At 71.7% G+C, this 14,847-nt stretch carries 15 protein-coding genes and 1 riboswitch; of the genes, 2 read left to right on the top strand and 13 right to left on the bottom strand.

Annotated elements, in window-relative coordinates; translation table 11 throughout:
• The coding region (locus ZRA01_RS15240) for an efflux RND transporter periplasmic adaptor subunit (RefSeq protein ID WP_141353723.1) at positions 1-701 on the top strand (701 nt) is incomplete at its 5' end.
• A 12-nt stretch (positions 702-713) separates the two neighbouring features.
• Here ZRA01_RS15240 and ZRA01_RS15235 read toward each other — a convergent pair.
• From ZRA01_RS15235 to mutL, 13 genes are all read right to left on the bottom strand, one after another.
• Positions 714-2,819, bottom strand: coding sequence for a TonB-dependent receptor (locus ZRA01_RS15235; protein WP_141353721.1), 2,106 nt, complete (start codon positions 2,817-2,819; stop codon positions 714-716).
• A 4-nt stretch (positions 2,820-2,823) separates the two neighbouring features.
• On the bottom strand, positions 2,824-3,165 hold the full coding sequence (locus ZRA01_RS15230) for a (2Fe-2S) ferredoxin domain-containing protein (RefSeq protein ID WP_141353719.1): 342 nt from the start codon (positions 3,163-3,165) through the stop codon (positions 2,824-2,826).
• Positions 3,162-4,142 carry a precorrin-3B C(17)-methyltransferase gene (gene cobJ, locus ZRA01_RS15225; protein ID WP_141353718.1) on the bottom strand — a complete coding sequence of 327 codons (981 nt, stop codon included), beginning with the start codon at positions 4,140-4,142 and terminating at the stop codon, positions 3,162-3,164. The genes ZRA01_RS15230 and cobJ overlap by 4 nt, the downstream gene beginning before the upstream one ends.
• On the bottom strand, positions 4,139-4,540 hold the full coding sequence (locus tag ZRA01_RS15220; protein ID WP_141353715.1) for a cobalamin biosynthesis protein: 402 nt from the start codon (positions 4,538-4,540) through the stop codon (positions 4,139-4,141). The genes cobJ and ZRA01_RS15220 overlap by 4 nt, the downstream gene beginning before the upstream one ends.
• On the bottom strand, positions 4,537-5,307 hold the full coding sequence (locus tag ZRA01_RS15215) for a cobalamin biosynthesis central domain-containing protein (RefSeq protein WP_141353713.1): 771 nt from the start codon (positions 5,305-5,307) through the stop codon (positions 4,537-4,539). Before ZRA01_RS15215 ends, ZRA01_RS15220 begins: the two co-directional genes overlap by 4 nt.
• A gap of 19 nt (positions 5,308-5,326) precedes the next feature.
• Positions 5,327-6,106, bottom strand: a complete 780-nt coding sequence (gene cobI / locus ZRA01_RS15210; protein WP_141353711.1) for a precorrin-2 C(20)-methyltransferase — start codon at positions 6,104-6,106, stop codon at positions 5,327-5,329.
• Complete coding sequence (cbiE, locus tag ZRA01_RS15205) at positions 6,103-7,392, bottom strand: precorrin-6y C5,15-methyltransferase (decarboxylating) subunit CbiE (protein ID WP_141353709.1); 1,290 nt, start codon at positions 7,390-7,392, stop codon at positions 6,103-6,105. Before cbiE ends, cobI begins: the two co-directional genes overlap by 4 nt.
• Positions 7,379-8,527, bottom strand: a complete 1,149-nt coding sequence (locus ZRA01_RS15200; RefSeq protein WP_141353707.1) for a cobalt-precorrin-5B (C(1))-methyltransferase — start codon at positions 8,525-8,527, stop codon at positions 7,379-7,381. Before ZRA01_RS15200 ends, cbiE begins: the two co-directional genes overlap by 14 nt.
• A gap of 7 nt (positions 8,528-8,534) precedes the next feature.
• Positions 8,535-9,209, bottom strand: a complete 675-nt coding sequence (locus tag ZRA01_RS15195) for a precorrin-8X methylmutase (protein WP_141353727.1) — start codon at positions 9,207-9,209, stop codon at positions 8,535-8,537.
• Positions 9,210-9,216: 7 nt separating this feature from the next.
• Entirely contained in the window at positions 9,217-10,113 is an 897-nt protein-coding gene (locus ZRA01_RS15190; protein WP_141353705.1) for a sirohydrochlorin chelatase, read from the bottom strand.
• Positions 10,110-10,904, bottom strand: coding sequence for a precorrin-4 C(11)-methyltransferase (cobM, locus tag ZRA01_RS15185; protein ID WP_141353703.1), 795 nt, complete (start codon positions 10,902-10,904; stop codon positions 10,110-10,112). The genes ZRA01_RS15190 and cobM overlap by 4 nt, the downstream gene beginning before the upstream one ends.
• A 3-nt stretch (positions 10,905-10,907) precedes the next feature.
• Positions 10,908-11,546 (bottom strand): energy-coupling factor ABC transporter permease, encoded by a 639-nt coding sequence (locus ZRA01_RS15180; protein WP_141353700.1) that lies wholly within the window; start codon positions 11,544-11,546, stop codon positions 10,908-10,910.
• A gap of 203 nt (positions 11,547-11,749) precedes the next feature.
• Positions 11,750-11,969: riboswitch (cobalamin riboswitch) on the bottom strand.
• A 132-nt stretch (positions 11,970-12,101) separates the two neighbouring features.
• The gene (gene mutL, locus ZRA01_RS15175) at positions 12,102-13,925 is read right to left on the bottom strand and encodes a DNA mismatch repair endonuclease MutL (protein ID WP_141353698.1); all 1,824 of its coding nucleotides are present in this window, start codon (positions 13,923-13,925) and stop codon (positions 12,102-12,104) included.
• 173 nt (positions 13,926-14,098) lie between these two features.
• Here mutL and ZRA01_RS15170 point away from each other — a divergent pair, with 173 nt between their 5' ends.
• Positions 14,099-14,845 carry a LysM peptidoglycan-binding domain-containing protein gene (locus ZRA01_RS15170; protein ID WP_141353696.1) on the top strand — a complete coding sequence of 249 codons (747 nt, stop codon included), beginning with the start codon at positions 14,099-14,101 and terminating at the stop codon, positions 14,843-14,845.
• Positions 14,846-14,847: the final 2 nt, after the last annotated feature.

The following is a 14,847-nucleotide window of genomic DNA, read 5'->3' as shown; positions in this document are numbered from 1 at the left end:
CCGCCGCCGAGCAGCGCTCGGCCGAGTTCGGCGTGGCCACCGCCGGCCACGAGCTCGAAGCGGCGCGCACCGCGCTGGGCTACGCGGCAGCCGGCGGGCGCGGGGCGCCGGTGCTGGTCAAGTCGCCGGTGGCCGGGCAGGTGCTGCGCATCCCCCGCAAGAGCGAGGGCCCGGTGGCCGCCGGCCAGGCCCTCGTCGAGGTGGGCGACCCGCGCGGGCTGGAGGTCGAGGTGGACGTGCTGTCGGCCGACGCGGTGCGCCTCGGCCCGGGCACCCGGGTGCTCTTCGAGCGCTGGGGCGGCGAGGGCGCGCTCGAGGGCGTGGTGCGGGTCGTCGAGCCGAGCGGTTTCACCAAGGTGTCGGCTCTGGGGGTCGAGGAGCAGCGGGTGTGGGTGATCGTCGCCTTCAGCTCTCCGCCGGCCCAATGGCAGCGCCTCGGCGACGCCTATCGGGTGGAGGCGCGCTTCGTGCTGTGGGAGGCAGCCGACGTGCTGCAGATCCCGGCCGGCAGCCTGTTCCGCGACGGCGGCGAATGGGCGGCCTTCGTCATCGAGGACGGGCGGGCGGTGAAGCGGCGGGTGAAGATTGGCCAGCGCAACGGCACGGTGGCCGAGCTGCTGGACGGCGCCAAGGAGGGCGAGCAGGTGATCGCCCACCCCGACGACCGGCTGCGCGAGGGCGTGCGGGTGGAGACGCGCTGAGGCCCGGGACACTCAGAACCCGATGCGCAGGCTGGCCCGCAGGCTGCGGGGCTCGAGCGGGTGCACCAGGCGGCCGTCGATGCCGCCGTTGCAGCGGCCCTGCAGCGCTTCGTTGCGGGTGCAGGCGCCGCCCCAGTATTCGATGTCGCTGGCCTTGCGATCGAACAGGTTGAGCACGTCGAGGCTGATCTGGGCGTGGCGGCCCAGGCGGTGGCCCAGGCGCAGGTTGGCCGTCCAGAACGGCGACGACTTGTGGGTGCCGCTCTCCTCCAGCGCGTAGGCGCCCAGGTAGCGCAGGCGCAGGCCGCCGTACCAGGGGCCGCCCCGGTCGGCGCCGAGGCCCACGGACGCGGTGACGGGGATGGCGTTGGGCACGTGGTCGCCGCCGCCCTCCACCGGGTGGGTGAAGCGGGCTTTCGAGACGGCCAGGTCGGCGTCGAGGATGAGGCCGTCCATCGGTGTGATGTAGTTGGACCATTCCACCCCGTGCCGGCGGGAGGCGCCGCGGGGCTCGGTGATGCCCTCGTCGCCGACGAAGACCAGCTCCGAGGCCAGCGCCATCTGCCACACCGACAGGCTGGTGTTCCAGCCCGGCAGGGGCGCGGCACGCACCCCCAGCTCGGCGCCTCGGGCGCGGGCGATCAGGGGCACCCGGCCGATGGGGCCGCCGTCGGCGGGGTTGGTGTGGCTGGTGGCGCCGCGGGCGTCGTTGCTGTGGAAGCCGTGGCCCCAGTTGGCATAGAACTCGGTGCTGCCGGCCAGGTTGAAGGGGCCGAACACCAGGCCCAGCCTGGGGCTGGTCTGGCCGCCGCGCACGCTGCCGCCGTTGCCCATGTTGTACTGCCCGCCCAGGGCGGTGACGTCGGCCGATATCGCGTCCCGGCGCAGGGCCAGGGTGCTGCGCAGCCAGGGCACCCACTGGGTGCGGGCCTCGATGTAGGCGGCCAGGGCGGTCTCGGTGATGCGGTCCTCGCGGACGGTGCCGGTGCGCGCGCGCCCTTCGGTGCTGAACAGGCCGACGCGGCCGATACGGTCCTGGCGCAGGCGGGCGCCCACGCTGAGTTCGGTGTCCCGCAGGGCCGGGCCTGGCTGCCAGCTGTGGCGGGCCTCGCCGCCCCACACGAGGCGGCTGTCAGCCTGCTCGTGCTGGTCGCCCTGTAGCCCGCCGATGTAGCCCGACGGCGCCGAGTACAGATTGAGGCCGTAGTCGATCACGTAGGCGCTGGCCCGGGTGGCGTCGCCGTCCCCGAGCCGGGCCCATTCGGCCGACAGGCTGTTGCGCCGGGTGTGGCCGCCGTCCCGGGGCGACAGGGCGCCGTAGCGGCCGATCTCGCCGGAGCGGATGGCCCGCTCGGGGACGTGCTCGGTGGCGGTCCAGTCGGCGCTGTAGCGCATGGCCGTGATGGCGTAGCCGCGGCTGGGGCTGCCGTCGGAGAGGCGCAGCAGCAGGTTGCGGCGCTGCAGGTTCTCGGGCTGGGCCCACGGGCCGTCGTAGCCCATCAGCTCGGTGGCCACCAGCAGCTGGCGCCCGTCGCCGTCCTCGCCGAGGGCCTGGCTGCCGGCGGCGAGCAGGCGGCGATAGCCGTTCTGGCCGAGCCCGACCTGCGCGAAGGGGCGCTCCAGGCGGCGCCGGTAGTCGATGCGCGCCGAGCCGGTGGTGGCGAAGTCGCCGTCCTCGGCGGCATACACGCCCTTGCGGTAGGCGATGCCCTGGACCAGCTCGGGCATCAGGAAGTTGAGGTCCATGTAGCCCTGGCCGTGGGCATGGCTGGCCATGTTCACCGGCATGCCCATCACGTGGGTGGCGAAGTCGCTGCCGTGGTCGAGGTTGAAGCCGCGCAGGAAGTACTGGTTGGCCTTTCCGTCCCCCGAGTGCTGGGTGACGATCATGCCGGGCACGGTCTCCAGGGCCTCGGCCGGGCGCAGCAGGGGGCGGTTGCGCAGCTGGGCGGCGGTGACGGTGCCTTCGCTGGCCGAATCGGCGACGCCGATCAGCTCGTGCTGGCGGGTGGTGACGGCGACCTCCTGGAGTGTCGGGACGCCGGCGGCGTGGGCCGAAGTGCCGAGGCTGGACACGAGGAGGGCCCGCTGGAGAAGACTCAGGGTTGGGCGTCTCATGCCTTCAGCCCGGGACGCCGGCCTGATGGAAGACGTGCTCGCGCACCGGCTCGCCGCCCACCAGGTGTTCGGCAACGATGCGATCCATCACCGCTTCGGTGACGCCGTAGTACCAGGTGCCGTCCGGTTGCACGCACAGGATGGGGCCGCCCTTGCAGGCGGCAAAGCAGGCCGCCCGGCTGCGCTTGACGCGGAGCGCACCCTGATCGAGCCCGGCGGCCTTGAAGCGGGCGCCGAGGCTGTCGTAGAGGGCCTGGGCCTGCCCGTCGGCGGCGCAGCGCGGGCCGGTGCACACCAGCAGGTGGCGGCGGTAGCTGCCGATGGTCGGCTTGATTGGGGCGCTCATGCCGCGGCCTCCCCGGTGTCGGCGGGCGTCGGGGCTTCGGCCAGCAGGGCGGCGATGTAGTCTTCGGGGAGGCGATGTTCGGCGGCCAGCGCGGCCGCACCGAGGCCGCTGGCGCGGAGGCTGGCCAACCACCCGGTGAGGCCCGTAGACAGGGAGCGCCCGGCCTGCTCGCCGCTGTGGGTGGCGCCGCTTTCCACGTCGTACTTGTTGCGGTAGCCCCGCGGCGTGACCATTAGCCCGTGCCGCACGAAGGTGTTGGAGTTGCCGATCAGCACGGTCGACAACATGCCGATGTCGCACTCGGTCATCTTCTCGAGGGTGGTGAATTCGATGCGCTGCTTGGGCCGGTAGGCCGACTTGACGATGGCCACTGGCGTGTCGGGCCGGCGGTGGCGCAGGAAGAGCCGGCGGGCCTCGACGATCTGCCCGGTGCGGCGGCCGCTCTTCGGGTTGTAGAGGGCGACCACGAAGTCGGCGGCGGCCACCGCGTCGAGCCGCCGGGCGATGGTCGGCCAGGGGGTGAGCAGGTCGGACAGCGAAATGGCGCAGAAGTCGTGGGTGAGCGGCGCGCCGACCAGCGCGGCGCAGGTGTTGAGGGCCGAGGCGCCGGGGATGATCTCGACCTCGATGCCGGACTCCGGCGTCCAGCCGGCCTGGAAGAGCACCTCGAAGGTCGGCCCGGCCATGCCGTAAACGCCGGCGTCGCCGGACGAGATCAATGCCACCTTGCGGCCCTGGCGGGCGCGCTCGAAGGCTTCGATGGCGCGGTCGAGCTCTTCGGTCATCGACTTCTTGATGACCTCCTTGCCCTCCAGCAGCTCGGCCACCAGGCGGATGTAGGTGACGTAGCCGATCACCGTGTCGGCCTCGGCGATGGCTGCGCGGGCGCGGGCGGTGAGGTGCTCGTGGCTGCCGGGGCCGAGGCCGACCAGCATGATCCGGCCGCCGGCGGCGGACGGGGGGGAGGTGTCGTTCATTGGGGAATCCTTGCGATGGAAACGGTGGCGTTGCGGCCGTCGGGGCCGCGGTATTTCAGTTTCTCGACGATCAGCTGGTCCATGCCGGCGCCCGCGGCGAGCAGCGCGGCGGCCTCGGAGACCGACGGCGTGCCGGTGTATCGGCGGACGGTCTCGGATGGATGGGGCACCGGCACGGTGGCCAGCTCGGCGGCCGGGTAGAAGCGGATCGTCCAGCCCTGCCAGCGGGCCAGTTCTAGCAGCCCCGGTTCGTCGGCCTTGAGGTCGATGCTGGCCACCGCGGCCACGTCGACGAGGGCCGCGCCGCAGCGGCTGAGGGCCTCCACCAGCGCCCACACGAGGGTGGCGGCCGGCGTGCCGCGGTCGCAGCCGAGGCCGATGGCGATGGGCCGGCTCATGCCGCCACCGGCGGCCGGTAGATGACGCACTTGCCGGCAAGGCGGTTGGCGAGTTCGGGCGGGAGCGGCCGGTGGCTGATCCACAGCACGGCGCCGAAGCGCGCCAGGTCCACGTCCTCGAGGCGGCTGAAGGGGTGCAGGTTGGCCGGCAGTGGGCCGCTGCGGCCGTTGGCGTGGCCACGCCACCAGTCGGGGCTGCCGGCCTCCTGCACGAAGGCCACCGGCTCGTCGTTCACCATCGCCGCGCTGGCGCGGACGATCTCGTCGTGGCTGGCCTCGAAGGCCCAGCCGAGCTCGCGCCCGAGCAGATCCACCGCCAGGGTCTGGCGGGCGTCGGAGGCGGTGGTCAGCACTGCGGTGGCATCCAGCGCGGCGGCGAGTGTGCCGGCCAGCGCGTTGGCGCCGCCCAGGTGGCCGGAGAGCATCGGGATCACGAAGCGCCCGGCCTCGTCGATGACGACCACGCCGGGGTCGGACTCCTTCTTGCCCAGGTGGGGTGCGACCAGCCGGACCATCGCGCCGAGGGACACGATGGCGACGATGCCGTCGAAGTTGGAGAACAGGATGGGGATCTGGTCGGCGGTCTTGCCGGCGTAGCAGGTGGAAGCGCCGGGGGCGGCGGCTTCGGCTTCGGTGGCGAATTTCTCGGGGGCGAACAGCCGGGCGCCAGGCAGCGCGGCGACGACGTGGCCGGCCAGGGCGATGCCGTGGCGGGTGATGGAGACGACGGCGATGCGCTCGGCGGGGAAGGGCAGGTGCGGGCTCATGGGGCGGCGGTAAGGACGGTCAGGCGATGGAGGGTTCGGCGCGTTTGCGGCAGCCGCGGCGGAGTTCGCCGCGCACCCGCTTGGGGTTCTGGACGAGGAGCAGCGAGAGGTAATTGACCTTCTCGCCGGCGAGGCCGGCCACGTCGCGGACGACGCGTTCGTCCGGCGCGCCGACCTTCTCGATGAAGCAGCTGGTGGCGAGCAGGTCGCGCCGGGCGAGCAGCGCGAGCACCTCGTCGAGCAGCGGCTTGACCTTGAGCAGCACGAGGGTGTCGAACTCGTCGAGGAGGCGGTCGATGACCGGCACGCCGTAGGCGGCGGGGATGACGGCGAAGGTCTCGTCCTCCTCGGCCAGCGTGAGGCCGGTGGCAGCCGCGGCGGCGGCGAAGGACGACACGCCGGGGATCGTCTCCACCTCGACCTCCGGCGCCAGCGCGCGCACCACCCGCGCCAGGTGGCCGAAGGTGGAGAAGGTGGAGGCGTCGCCCTCGACCAGGAAGACCAGGTCGCGGCCCTCGCGCAGGAGCTCGACACTGCGGGTGGCTGCCCGCGCCCAGGCCTTGGCGAGGGCGGCCGCGTCGCGGGTCATCGGGAAGACCAGCGCCTCGGCGTCGGCGGGCACTTCGAGGCCGCCGCGCCGGACGATGCCCAGGGCGTAGGACGATTCCTCGGCCTTCTTGACCGGGTAGGCCCAGCGGGCGCCGGAGCCGAGGGCGGCCCAGGCGCGGCGGGTGATGAGCGCCGGATCGCCGGGGCCGAGGGAGGCGCCGATCAGGCGGCCGGGTGTGCGAGGGTTCATGGGGTGTCCTTGTCGGCCGACATGACCCACACCGGGTTGTGGGCGGCGAGGCGGTGCATGTCGAGGATGGGCTGGCTGCGGGAGGCCTGGAGCTGGACCACGTCCCAGGCGGCTCCCGCGTCGGCCAGGGCGGCGGTGGCGGTGGCGAGGTTTTCGAGGGTCACGAAGTTCATCACCAGCCGGCCGCCGGGGCGCAGCCGGGCGAGGGCGAGGCGGATCAGCCCGGCTAGCTCGCCGCCGGAGCCTCCGATGAAGACGGCGTCGGGGTCGGGCCAGGCGTCGAGGCCGTCGGGGGCCCGGCCTTCGCACAGGGTGTAGTTGCTGGCGCGGAGGCGGCGGGCGTTGTCGCGGGCGTTGGCGGCGTCGCCGGCGTTCTTCTCGATGGCCCAGACGTGGCCGTGGCGGGCCAGCCGGGCGGCTTCGAGGCCCACCGAGCCGGAGCCAGCGCCGATGTCCCACACCAGGCTGTCGGGCCGCAGGCGCAACTTGGCCAGCGACAGGGCGCGGGCCTCCTGCTTGGTGATGAGGCCTTTCTCGGGGGCGCGCTGCACGAAGTCGGTGTCGTCGAAGCCGAAGATGGCCCGCGGCTCGGGCGGCGTGACGCGCTTCAGCACGACGATGTTGGGGTCCGGGAAGCGGCGCGCGGCGGCCTCGGCCAGCGGCAGCTCGGCGACCACGCGCTCGTCGGGCAGGCCGAGGCGGGCCGCCACCGAGAGGCGGAAGTCGTCGCCGTGGCCGGCGGTGATCAGCGCCCGGGCGATGCGGTCGGGGCTGTTGGCGGGGCTGGTGAAGGCGCCGATCAGCGCGTGCCCGGCGGCGGCCTGGACGAGGGGGTAGAGGCTGTGCCCGGGCGTGGCGCCGGGGGCCCATTCGCCGCTGTCGGCGCTGTGCACCGAGACGATCTTGGCGCCCTGCCAGCTGTGTTTGAGGCGGGCGAAGGCGAGCTGCAGCGTCGACACTGCCGGCAGCACGTCGATCGCGTCGGCGCCGAGCTTGCCGACCAGGAAGCTGCCGATGCCGTGGCACAGGGGGTCGCCGGTGGCGAGCACGGCGACCCGCCGGCCGGTGCGTTGCGCCGCGCGGGCCCATTCGGCAACCTGGCCGAGCTGGCCGTCCATGGCGCGTTGCTCCACTCCGGGGGAAAGATGGGGGGCGAGCAGCTCCAGCGTGCGGCGGGCACCGATGACGAGATCGGCGGCGGCGACGCGGTGCCGGGCGGCGTCGCCCAGGCCGGCGTGGCCGTCGTCGAGGATGCCGATGAGGGCGCAGGTTTCAGGCGAGTTCATGTTCTTCCACGGTGACGATGGGCACGCCTTCGAAATTGCAGGCGAGCACGGTGAGGCGGTGGGGGCCGGGGTAGCGTTGGCGCAGGCTGCGGATGGCGCGCTCGGCCAGGGCCCGGTGGAAGGCCACCGCGAGGTTTAGCTCGGCTAGCCGTTCGGCGGCGAAGCGGGCGGTTTCGGCGGCACGGATCTCTTCGACGAGGTCGGGCGGCGCGCCCACTTCGGCGGCGGCCTCGGCGATCAGCGCCCGGTCCACCTCTTCGCGCCAGGCGTGGGTGACCGACAGGCCCTGGGCGATCTTGGTGAGCTTGCCGACCATCGCGCCAACGACGATGTGCTGCATGCCTTGCTTCAGCGCGGTCTGGAAGGCGGCCTTGACGAAGTCGCCCATCTGCACGAAGCAGGCTTCGTCGAGGGCCGGAAAGCAGCGCATCGCGCATTTTTCGGTGCGCCCGCCGGTGGTGAACACCACCGTGCGCTGCCCCTGGTTTGCGGCCACGTCCACTGCCTGCACCACGCTGGCCCGGAAGGCCGCGGTGGAGTAGGGGCGGACGATGCCGGTGGTGCCCAGGATGGAGATGCCGCCGACGATGCCGAGGCGGGCGTTGAGGGTTTTCTTGGCCATCTCGTCGCCGCCGGGCACCGAGAGGGTCACCGCGATGCCGTCGCCGGCTTCAAGGATGGGCTGGCCGGCGGCCTCCACGTTGGCGTGGATGTTGCGGCGGGGCACCGGGTTGATGGCCGGGCCGCCGACCTCCAGGCCGAGTCCCGGCTTGGTGACCACCCCCACCCCCGGCCCGCCGCGCAGCTCGATCCGCCCCGCGGCGCCGGGAAGGCGCTCGACCTCGGCGGTGAGGTGGGCGCCGTTGGTGGCGTCGGGGTCGTCGCCGGCGTCCTTGATGCTGACGGCGCGGGCGCGCCGGCCGTCGGTCCACCCGCCGGTGATGGCGAAGCGCACCCGCTGGGTGTTGGGCAGCACGCAGTCGATGAAGTCCGGCACCTGGCCGTGGACCAGCCCGAGGGTGGCGGCGGCCGCGGCGGCGGCGGAGTTGGCCCCGGTGGAGAAGCCCGTGCGGCTGCCGCGATCCCGCTTGGGGTCGCCCTTGCGGACTTTTTCGGGGAGGGCGTGGGCGCTCATCGTGGCCTCAGGCCGTGCCGAGCTGGTGGGCCTCGGCGAGGCCGAGGAGGGCGTGGAGCGCCGCGACGACCAGGGTCGAGCCGCCCTTGCGCCCGTGGATGGCCACCCACGGCACGTCGTCGAGGGTCATCAGCAGCGCCTTCGATTCGGCCGCCGCGACAAAGCCGACCGGCATCCCGATCACCAGCGCCGGCCGCGCGCCCTCGTCGCGGATCAGGCGGACGAGCTCGATCAGCGCGGTGGGGGCGTTGCCGATGCCTACGATGGCGCCCTCCAGCAGGCCGAGCCGGTGGGCCTTGCGCATGGCCTGCACGGCGCGGGTGGTGTCGTCGCGACGGGCGGCGTCGATCACGTCGGGGTCGGAGATGAACTGGTGGGTAGTGATGCCGAAGTGCGCGAGGCGCGGCTTCGACAGCCCGACGCAGATCATCTCCACGTCGGCCACCACCGGCGTGCCGCCGGCCAGGATGCGCGCGAGGCCGGCCTGCATGGCCCGGGGGTGGAAGGCGGTGAGGCCGTTGAACTCGAAGTCGGCGTTGGCGTGGATCATCCGGCGCACCAGCGGCCATTCGTCGGGGTGGTAGGCGTGGGGGCCGGCTTCGGCGTCGATGACGGCGAAGGAGTCGTGCTCGATGGCCCGGCCGGCGGCGGTGAGCTGTTCGGTGACGATGTTGGGGTGCATGGCGGGCTCAGGCATGGGCGGGGTGGTCATGCCCGTGGTGGTGATGGCCGTGGTCGTGGTGCATGACGTGGGTGTGGCTGTGGTCGTGCAGGTGCTCGGCTTCGGCGGCCTGGCGGTACTTGCAGCCGTCGCATTCGAGCAGCCCGCCTTCGGGCAGCTCGAGGCCGGCAGCCTTGCCGTCGAGAAGTTCGAAGACGCCCTTGTCGAAGCCGAAGTGGGTGCCCAGCGCGAAGGCGATCTGCGGGTACTGGCCGCGCAGGCGGGCCACCTGGGCCTTGATGCGCTCCATCAGCACGCCGGTGAACAGGTACACCGGCACGATGGCGAGCTGGGTCATGCCGAGGCGCGCGTGGCGCTGGACGACACTCTCGAGCCGCGGCCAGGTGACGCCGGTGAAGGCCAGGTCCACCAGCTCGAAGTCGTTGTCCTCGAACAGCCAGCGGGCCATCTTGGCCAGCTCGCCGTTGGCGCCGGCGTCGGACGAGCCGCGGCCGAGCAGGATCACGCCGGTGGTCTGCGGGTCGGGCATGGCGAGGGCCTGCATCAGGCGGTCGAGCTGGCCCTGCAGCACCTTCAGGATCTCGCGGCCCATGCCCAGGTGGCGGGCGCAGGCGAAGCTCACCCCCGGGTGGCGGGCGCGGGCGGCCTCGATGGCGGCGGGCAGCTCCATCTTCACGTGGCCGGCGGCGTTGAGGATGAAGGGGATCACCAGCACGCGGCGGGCGCCGCGGGCGGCCTGGTCGAGGCCGGCGTCGAGCAGCACCTCGGCGTGCTCGATGAAGCAGGTCTCGATGCGCCAGGCGGGGTGGCGGTCGCGCCACTGGGCGGCGAAGTGGAGGATCTCGGCGTTGCCGTCGCGGTTGCGGGAGCCGTGGCCCACCAGCAGGATGGCGGTGTCGTTCATGCGGGGTTCTCCTGCGCCGTGGCCTTGCGGAAACGGTGCGTGAAGGCGGGGTCGTAGAGCTTGGAGCGGGCGAGGGTGGGCCAGTCGGCGGCGCCCAGGGCGGGGCTGGCGATGATCATGGCCTGGCTGGCGATCTTCTCGGCCTGGCAGCGCTGCTTGATGTCGGCGAGGGTGCCGCGGACGATCTTCTCCTCGCCGGGCCAGCTGGCCTTCTGGACCACCAGGATCGGCGCGTCCTCGCGCCAGCCGGCGGCCCGCAGGGCGCGCTGGACCTCATGCAGCAGGGTGATCGACAAAAAGATGCACAGGGTCGTGCGGTGGGCGGCGAGCGCGGCGAGGTCCTCGCCCGGTGGCATCGGGGTGCGCCCGGCCACGCGGGTGAGGATCACCGTCTGGGTGACTTCCGGCAGGGTCAGGGTTTCGCCCGCGGCGGCCGCCGACGCGAAGGCCGACGAGACGCCCGGCACCACCGCCCACTCGATGCCGGCGGCGCCGAGCGGGCGGCTCATCTCGATCAGCGCGCCGTACAGGCCGGGGTCGCCGGTCTGCAGGCGCACCACGCAGGCGTGGCGGGCGCTCTGTTCGACGAGCCAGGCGCTCATCTCTTCCAGCGTCATGTCCTTCGAGTCGCGGATCTCGCAGCCGGGCGGCGCGAACAGGGTGGCCGCCCGATCCACCAGCGAGCCGGCGAACAGGATCGCGCCTGCCCCTTCGAGCAGACGGCGCCCTTTCACTGTGAGCAGCTCGGGGTCGCCCGGGCCGGCACCCACGAACCAGACCTTGCCGGCCATCGCTCAGACCGCCTGGGGCTGGAAGCACAAGCGCACGGCGGCGCTGTGTTGCCGGCGGGCGATGGCGGAGACCAGCAGCAGCGTGACCAGCGGCTCGACGGCCACGATGGCGGCGTAGGACGAGGCAAACGCCAGCCAGGCCGACAGCGGCGTGGCCACCTCGCCGATGGCCAGCCAGAAGCCGACCATCAGCGTCACCCCGCCATAAAACGCGGCGTCGAGCTTGAGGATGCCGCGGATATCGAGCCGCGCCCGGGCCGCCTGCAGGCGCTTGCCGAGGGTCGCATGCACCAGCAGCAGCGGCACGCCGAGGGACAGGGTGTTCACGCCGAGGTGCACGAGATCGGCCGGCGCAAACAGCAGCCCCTGGGCGAGCAGGCCGATGGCGAAGCCGAACAGGGCCGGCACGAAGCCCAGGGCCAGGTAGAGCGGCATGGCGCCCAGGAAGTGCAGCTCGGACGGCCCCACAGGAAGGTGGAAGGCCTGCATGAAAAGCGTGAACAGCAGGCCCGCGATCAGGCTGCGGACGACGAGCGGCGGTGCTTTGAGGAGATGGACGGACTGGCTGCCGAGCAATGCCGCGGCGGCGATGTTGGCGGTGAGGATCTTGGCACTGGCGACGTACCCCGGTTCGATGTGCATGTTGCTTCCCTTCGTGACGATTGGACGAAGTGCGGCAAGACATCGGGGCGCGCAGAAGCAGCCTGCAACGGAAAGACGGACCGGTGACCGGGCGAGCGCGGACCAGGGGCGGCAGCGGTTCCGGGAGATGCAGCGGGAACGGGACGGACGGCAATGGTCGGGCAAGCCCATCGGTCGGCTCTGCCCACACCCCGGGGCCATACCACACCATAACGTCACAGGCCGGTCTTCTGGCTCGCCTTCATCCTCTTCTGCCAACCTTCCCGCGTGCGAGCACACAGTGGCGTAAAGCAGATTCGTCAGGCTTACAGCAGCGGGGGCTGCGCCGGAATGGTCGGGGAGAGCGTGCTCCCGACGTCACCGGACTTCCCGTTTCACCTCACCCGCAGACGCGGGGTCGGCACCCGTAACGGCGCGGAGTCTAACCGCATGTGCTGTGCAGCGGCAAGCCCGAGCTGCATATTCATGCGGCGTGGGCGTCGGTGCGCAGGTGCTGCTGTGGATTTTCCGGCGCGGGGTTGCGGGCGCCGACCGGGCCGAGGCCCGCGTTTAAACTCAGCGCCCGCGCAGGAAGAGCTTGTCCAGATCGGCCATCGTGAGGGCCGTCCAGGTGGGGCGGCCGTGGTTGCACTGGTCGGCGCGCTCGGTGGCTTCCATCTCGCGGAGCAGCGCGTTCATCTCGGGGAGCGTCAGGCTGCGGTTGGCGCGCACCGCGCCGTGGCAGGCCATGGTGGCGAGGAGCTCGTTGCGGCGGGCGGTGATGACCTCGGTGGCCGGGTAGTCGCGCAGCTCGGCGAGCAGCGAGCGCACCAGCTCGCCCACCGGCGCGGCGGCCAGCAGGGCCGGCACGCTGCGCACCGCGAGCTCGGAGGGGCCGGCCGGGGCGATCTCGAAGCCCATGCGCTCGAGCAGCTCGGCGTGCTCCTCGGCGCTGGCCATGTCCTTGGCGCCGACGCCGAACACCGCCGGGATCAGCAGGCGCTGCACGCCGGGCGTGCCGTCGAGCAGGGTCTTGAGGCGCTCGTAGAGGATGCGCTCGTGGGCGGCGTGCATGTCGACGAGGATCAGCCCGGCCTCGTTCTGGGCCAGGATGTACACGCCGTGGAGCTGGGCCAGCGCGTAGCCGAGGGGTGGGGCGAGGTCGCCGGCGGGCATTGCCGGAGCGGTGGTGGCGGGTTGGGGCGTGCCGGCGCGCGGGGCGAAGGCGGTGGGAATGAAACCGGCCTGGGGGGCGGCGGGCTCGGGCCGCGCCGAGGCGGCGAAGTCGAAGTAGGCCCGCGCGGCCGGCTCCATCGCCAGCCGGCCCTGCTGGGGCGGCGGGTAGTGATGGCTTGGCTGCGCCGCCGGGGCGCCGGTGGGTGCGGGGGCTTCGGGCCGGCTGGCCTCATCGGCCAGGCCACCGGCGCCGGAGGCCGCCAGCGTGCGCTTGAGGGCGTGGTACACAAACTGATGCACGGCCCGTGAGTCGCGGAAGCGCACCTCGATCTTGGCCGGGTGCACGTTCACGTCCACGCCGTAGGGGTCGAGCTCGAGGAACAGAACGTAGGCCGGGTGGCGGCTGCCGTGGAGGATGTCGGCGTAGGCCTCGCGGATGGCGTGGGTGAGCAGCTTGTCGCGCACGAAGCGGCCGTTCACGTAAAAGAACTGGGCGTCGCGGCTGCTGCGCGAGTAGGCCGGCAGCGAGGCGTAGCCGGTGAGGCGGAGCGGGCCGGCGTCGGCCTCGACGAGGCGTGCGGCGTTCAAAAAGTCGTCGCCCAGCAGCGAGCGCACGCGGGCCTCGCGGCGGCCGGAGGGCAGGCGCAGGCTGACCCGCCCGTTGTGGCTGAGCTGCAGCGCCACGTCGGGGCGGGCCAGGGCGAGGCGGCGGAAGACGTCGTCGCAGTGGGCAAACTCGGTGCCCTCGCTCTTCAGGAACTTGCGCCGGGCCGGGGTGTTGAAATAGAGGTCGGCCACGTCCACCACCGTGCCGTGGTTGAGGGCCGCCGGGGAGAGCTCACGCGGGTCGGCGTCGATGCGCCAGGCGTGGGGTGCGCCGTCGAAGCGGCTGGTGATGCTCATCCGCGACACCGCGGCGATGGCCGCCAGGGCCTCGCCGCGGAAGCCCATGGTGCCCACGTGCTCCAGGTCGTCGAGGCTGGCGATCTTGCTGGTGGCGTGGCGCTCGAGGGCCAGCGGCAGCTCATCCTTCGGGATGCCGCAGCCGTCGTCGGCCACCCGGATGCGCCGCACGCCGCCTTGCTCGAGCTGCACCTCGACCGCCGTCGAGCCGGCATCCATGGCGTTCTCGAGCACTTCCTTCAGCACCGAGGCGGGCCGCTCGACGACCTCGCCGGCGGCGATCTGGTTGATGAGGTGGTCGGGGAGGAGGTGGATGGGCATGGCGGCTTCCTGGACGGCAGGGGGCGGATTGTAGCCGCTGGCGGCCCGAATGCTTCATCGGCAACGCAGGTCCAGAAGCGGCCAGAATTGTCCTGCGTTACGGCTTTTCGGGGGCGTCATGGCGTGGGATCATGACCAACTGATGAACTCGACAGCTTTCTTCGGGGGGTGTTATGGCGCTATCCCAGAAGTGGATCGATACCGTTGAGGATGGTCTGAGCAATCGTGAGTGGGATGCTTACGACACTCTGATCCGGTCTGAAGTCGGTGAGTGTGTCTGCTCCGCTCAGGAGGCAGGTTACAACCCGCGTTTCATCGAAAACACCGCCAGCGGATATGTTTGCGTCGACTGGACGCTGGTGAAGGCCATGTTGTGGGTGGAAAGCGGCGGACCCCGTCAGGCATGCTGGAAGACACGTCCGATGCAGATCGGCAACCCTGGCGATGCAGCCTACGGTGTGCTTAAAAGTGGTGCCGAGGGAAGCGTCCCCGTGATGAGCCCGAAGCTGTTCAATGCAATCCGGACCCAGTCCATCGACTCGCCAGAGCTCAACATACGTGCTGCGATCGCCTATCTTTTTACGCGCATGGCGAAGTTCGATGTTCAGACTGTTCCGGACGAATCCGACCAAACCATCCATAGCGTGACGGTCGTGCATGGTGACAGTCTTGAGCGGATTGCTCGGCGGGTCGGGACAAGTATCGACGAGCTGAAGAAATTTCGTAGCGAGGTCTCCACCACGCAGTTGCGGGTCGGCGAGAAGCTGAGATACCGCAAGACGAGAACAGGGCGCGTTATCGTGGGTTGGCGCAAGTGGGATTTCGTCACCATTGCCGCGCGCTACAACGGTGGGGGCGACCCGGCTTACGCCGACAAGCTGGCTTTTGTCGCCAATCTCTTTCCCCGCCTGAAACGGTGATG

It is taken from the genome of Zoogloea ramigera, assembly GCF_006539865.1.
GTDB classification, from domain to species: domain Bacteria; phylum Pseudomonadota; class Gammaproteobacteria; order Burkholderiales; family Rhodocyclaceae; genus Zoogloea; species Zoogloea ramigera.
The sequence above is the reverse complement of the archived record's forward strand: the minus strand, read 5'-3'. Positions and strand labels throughout refer to the sequence as shown.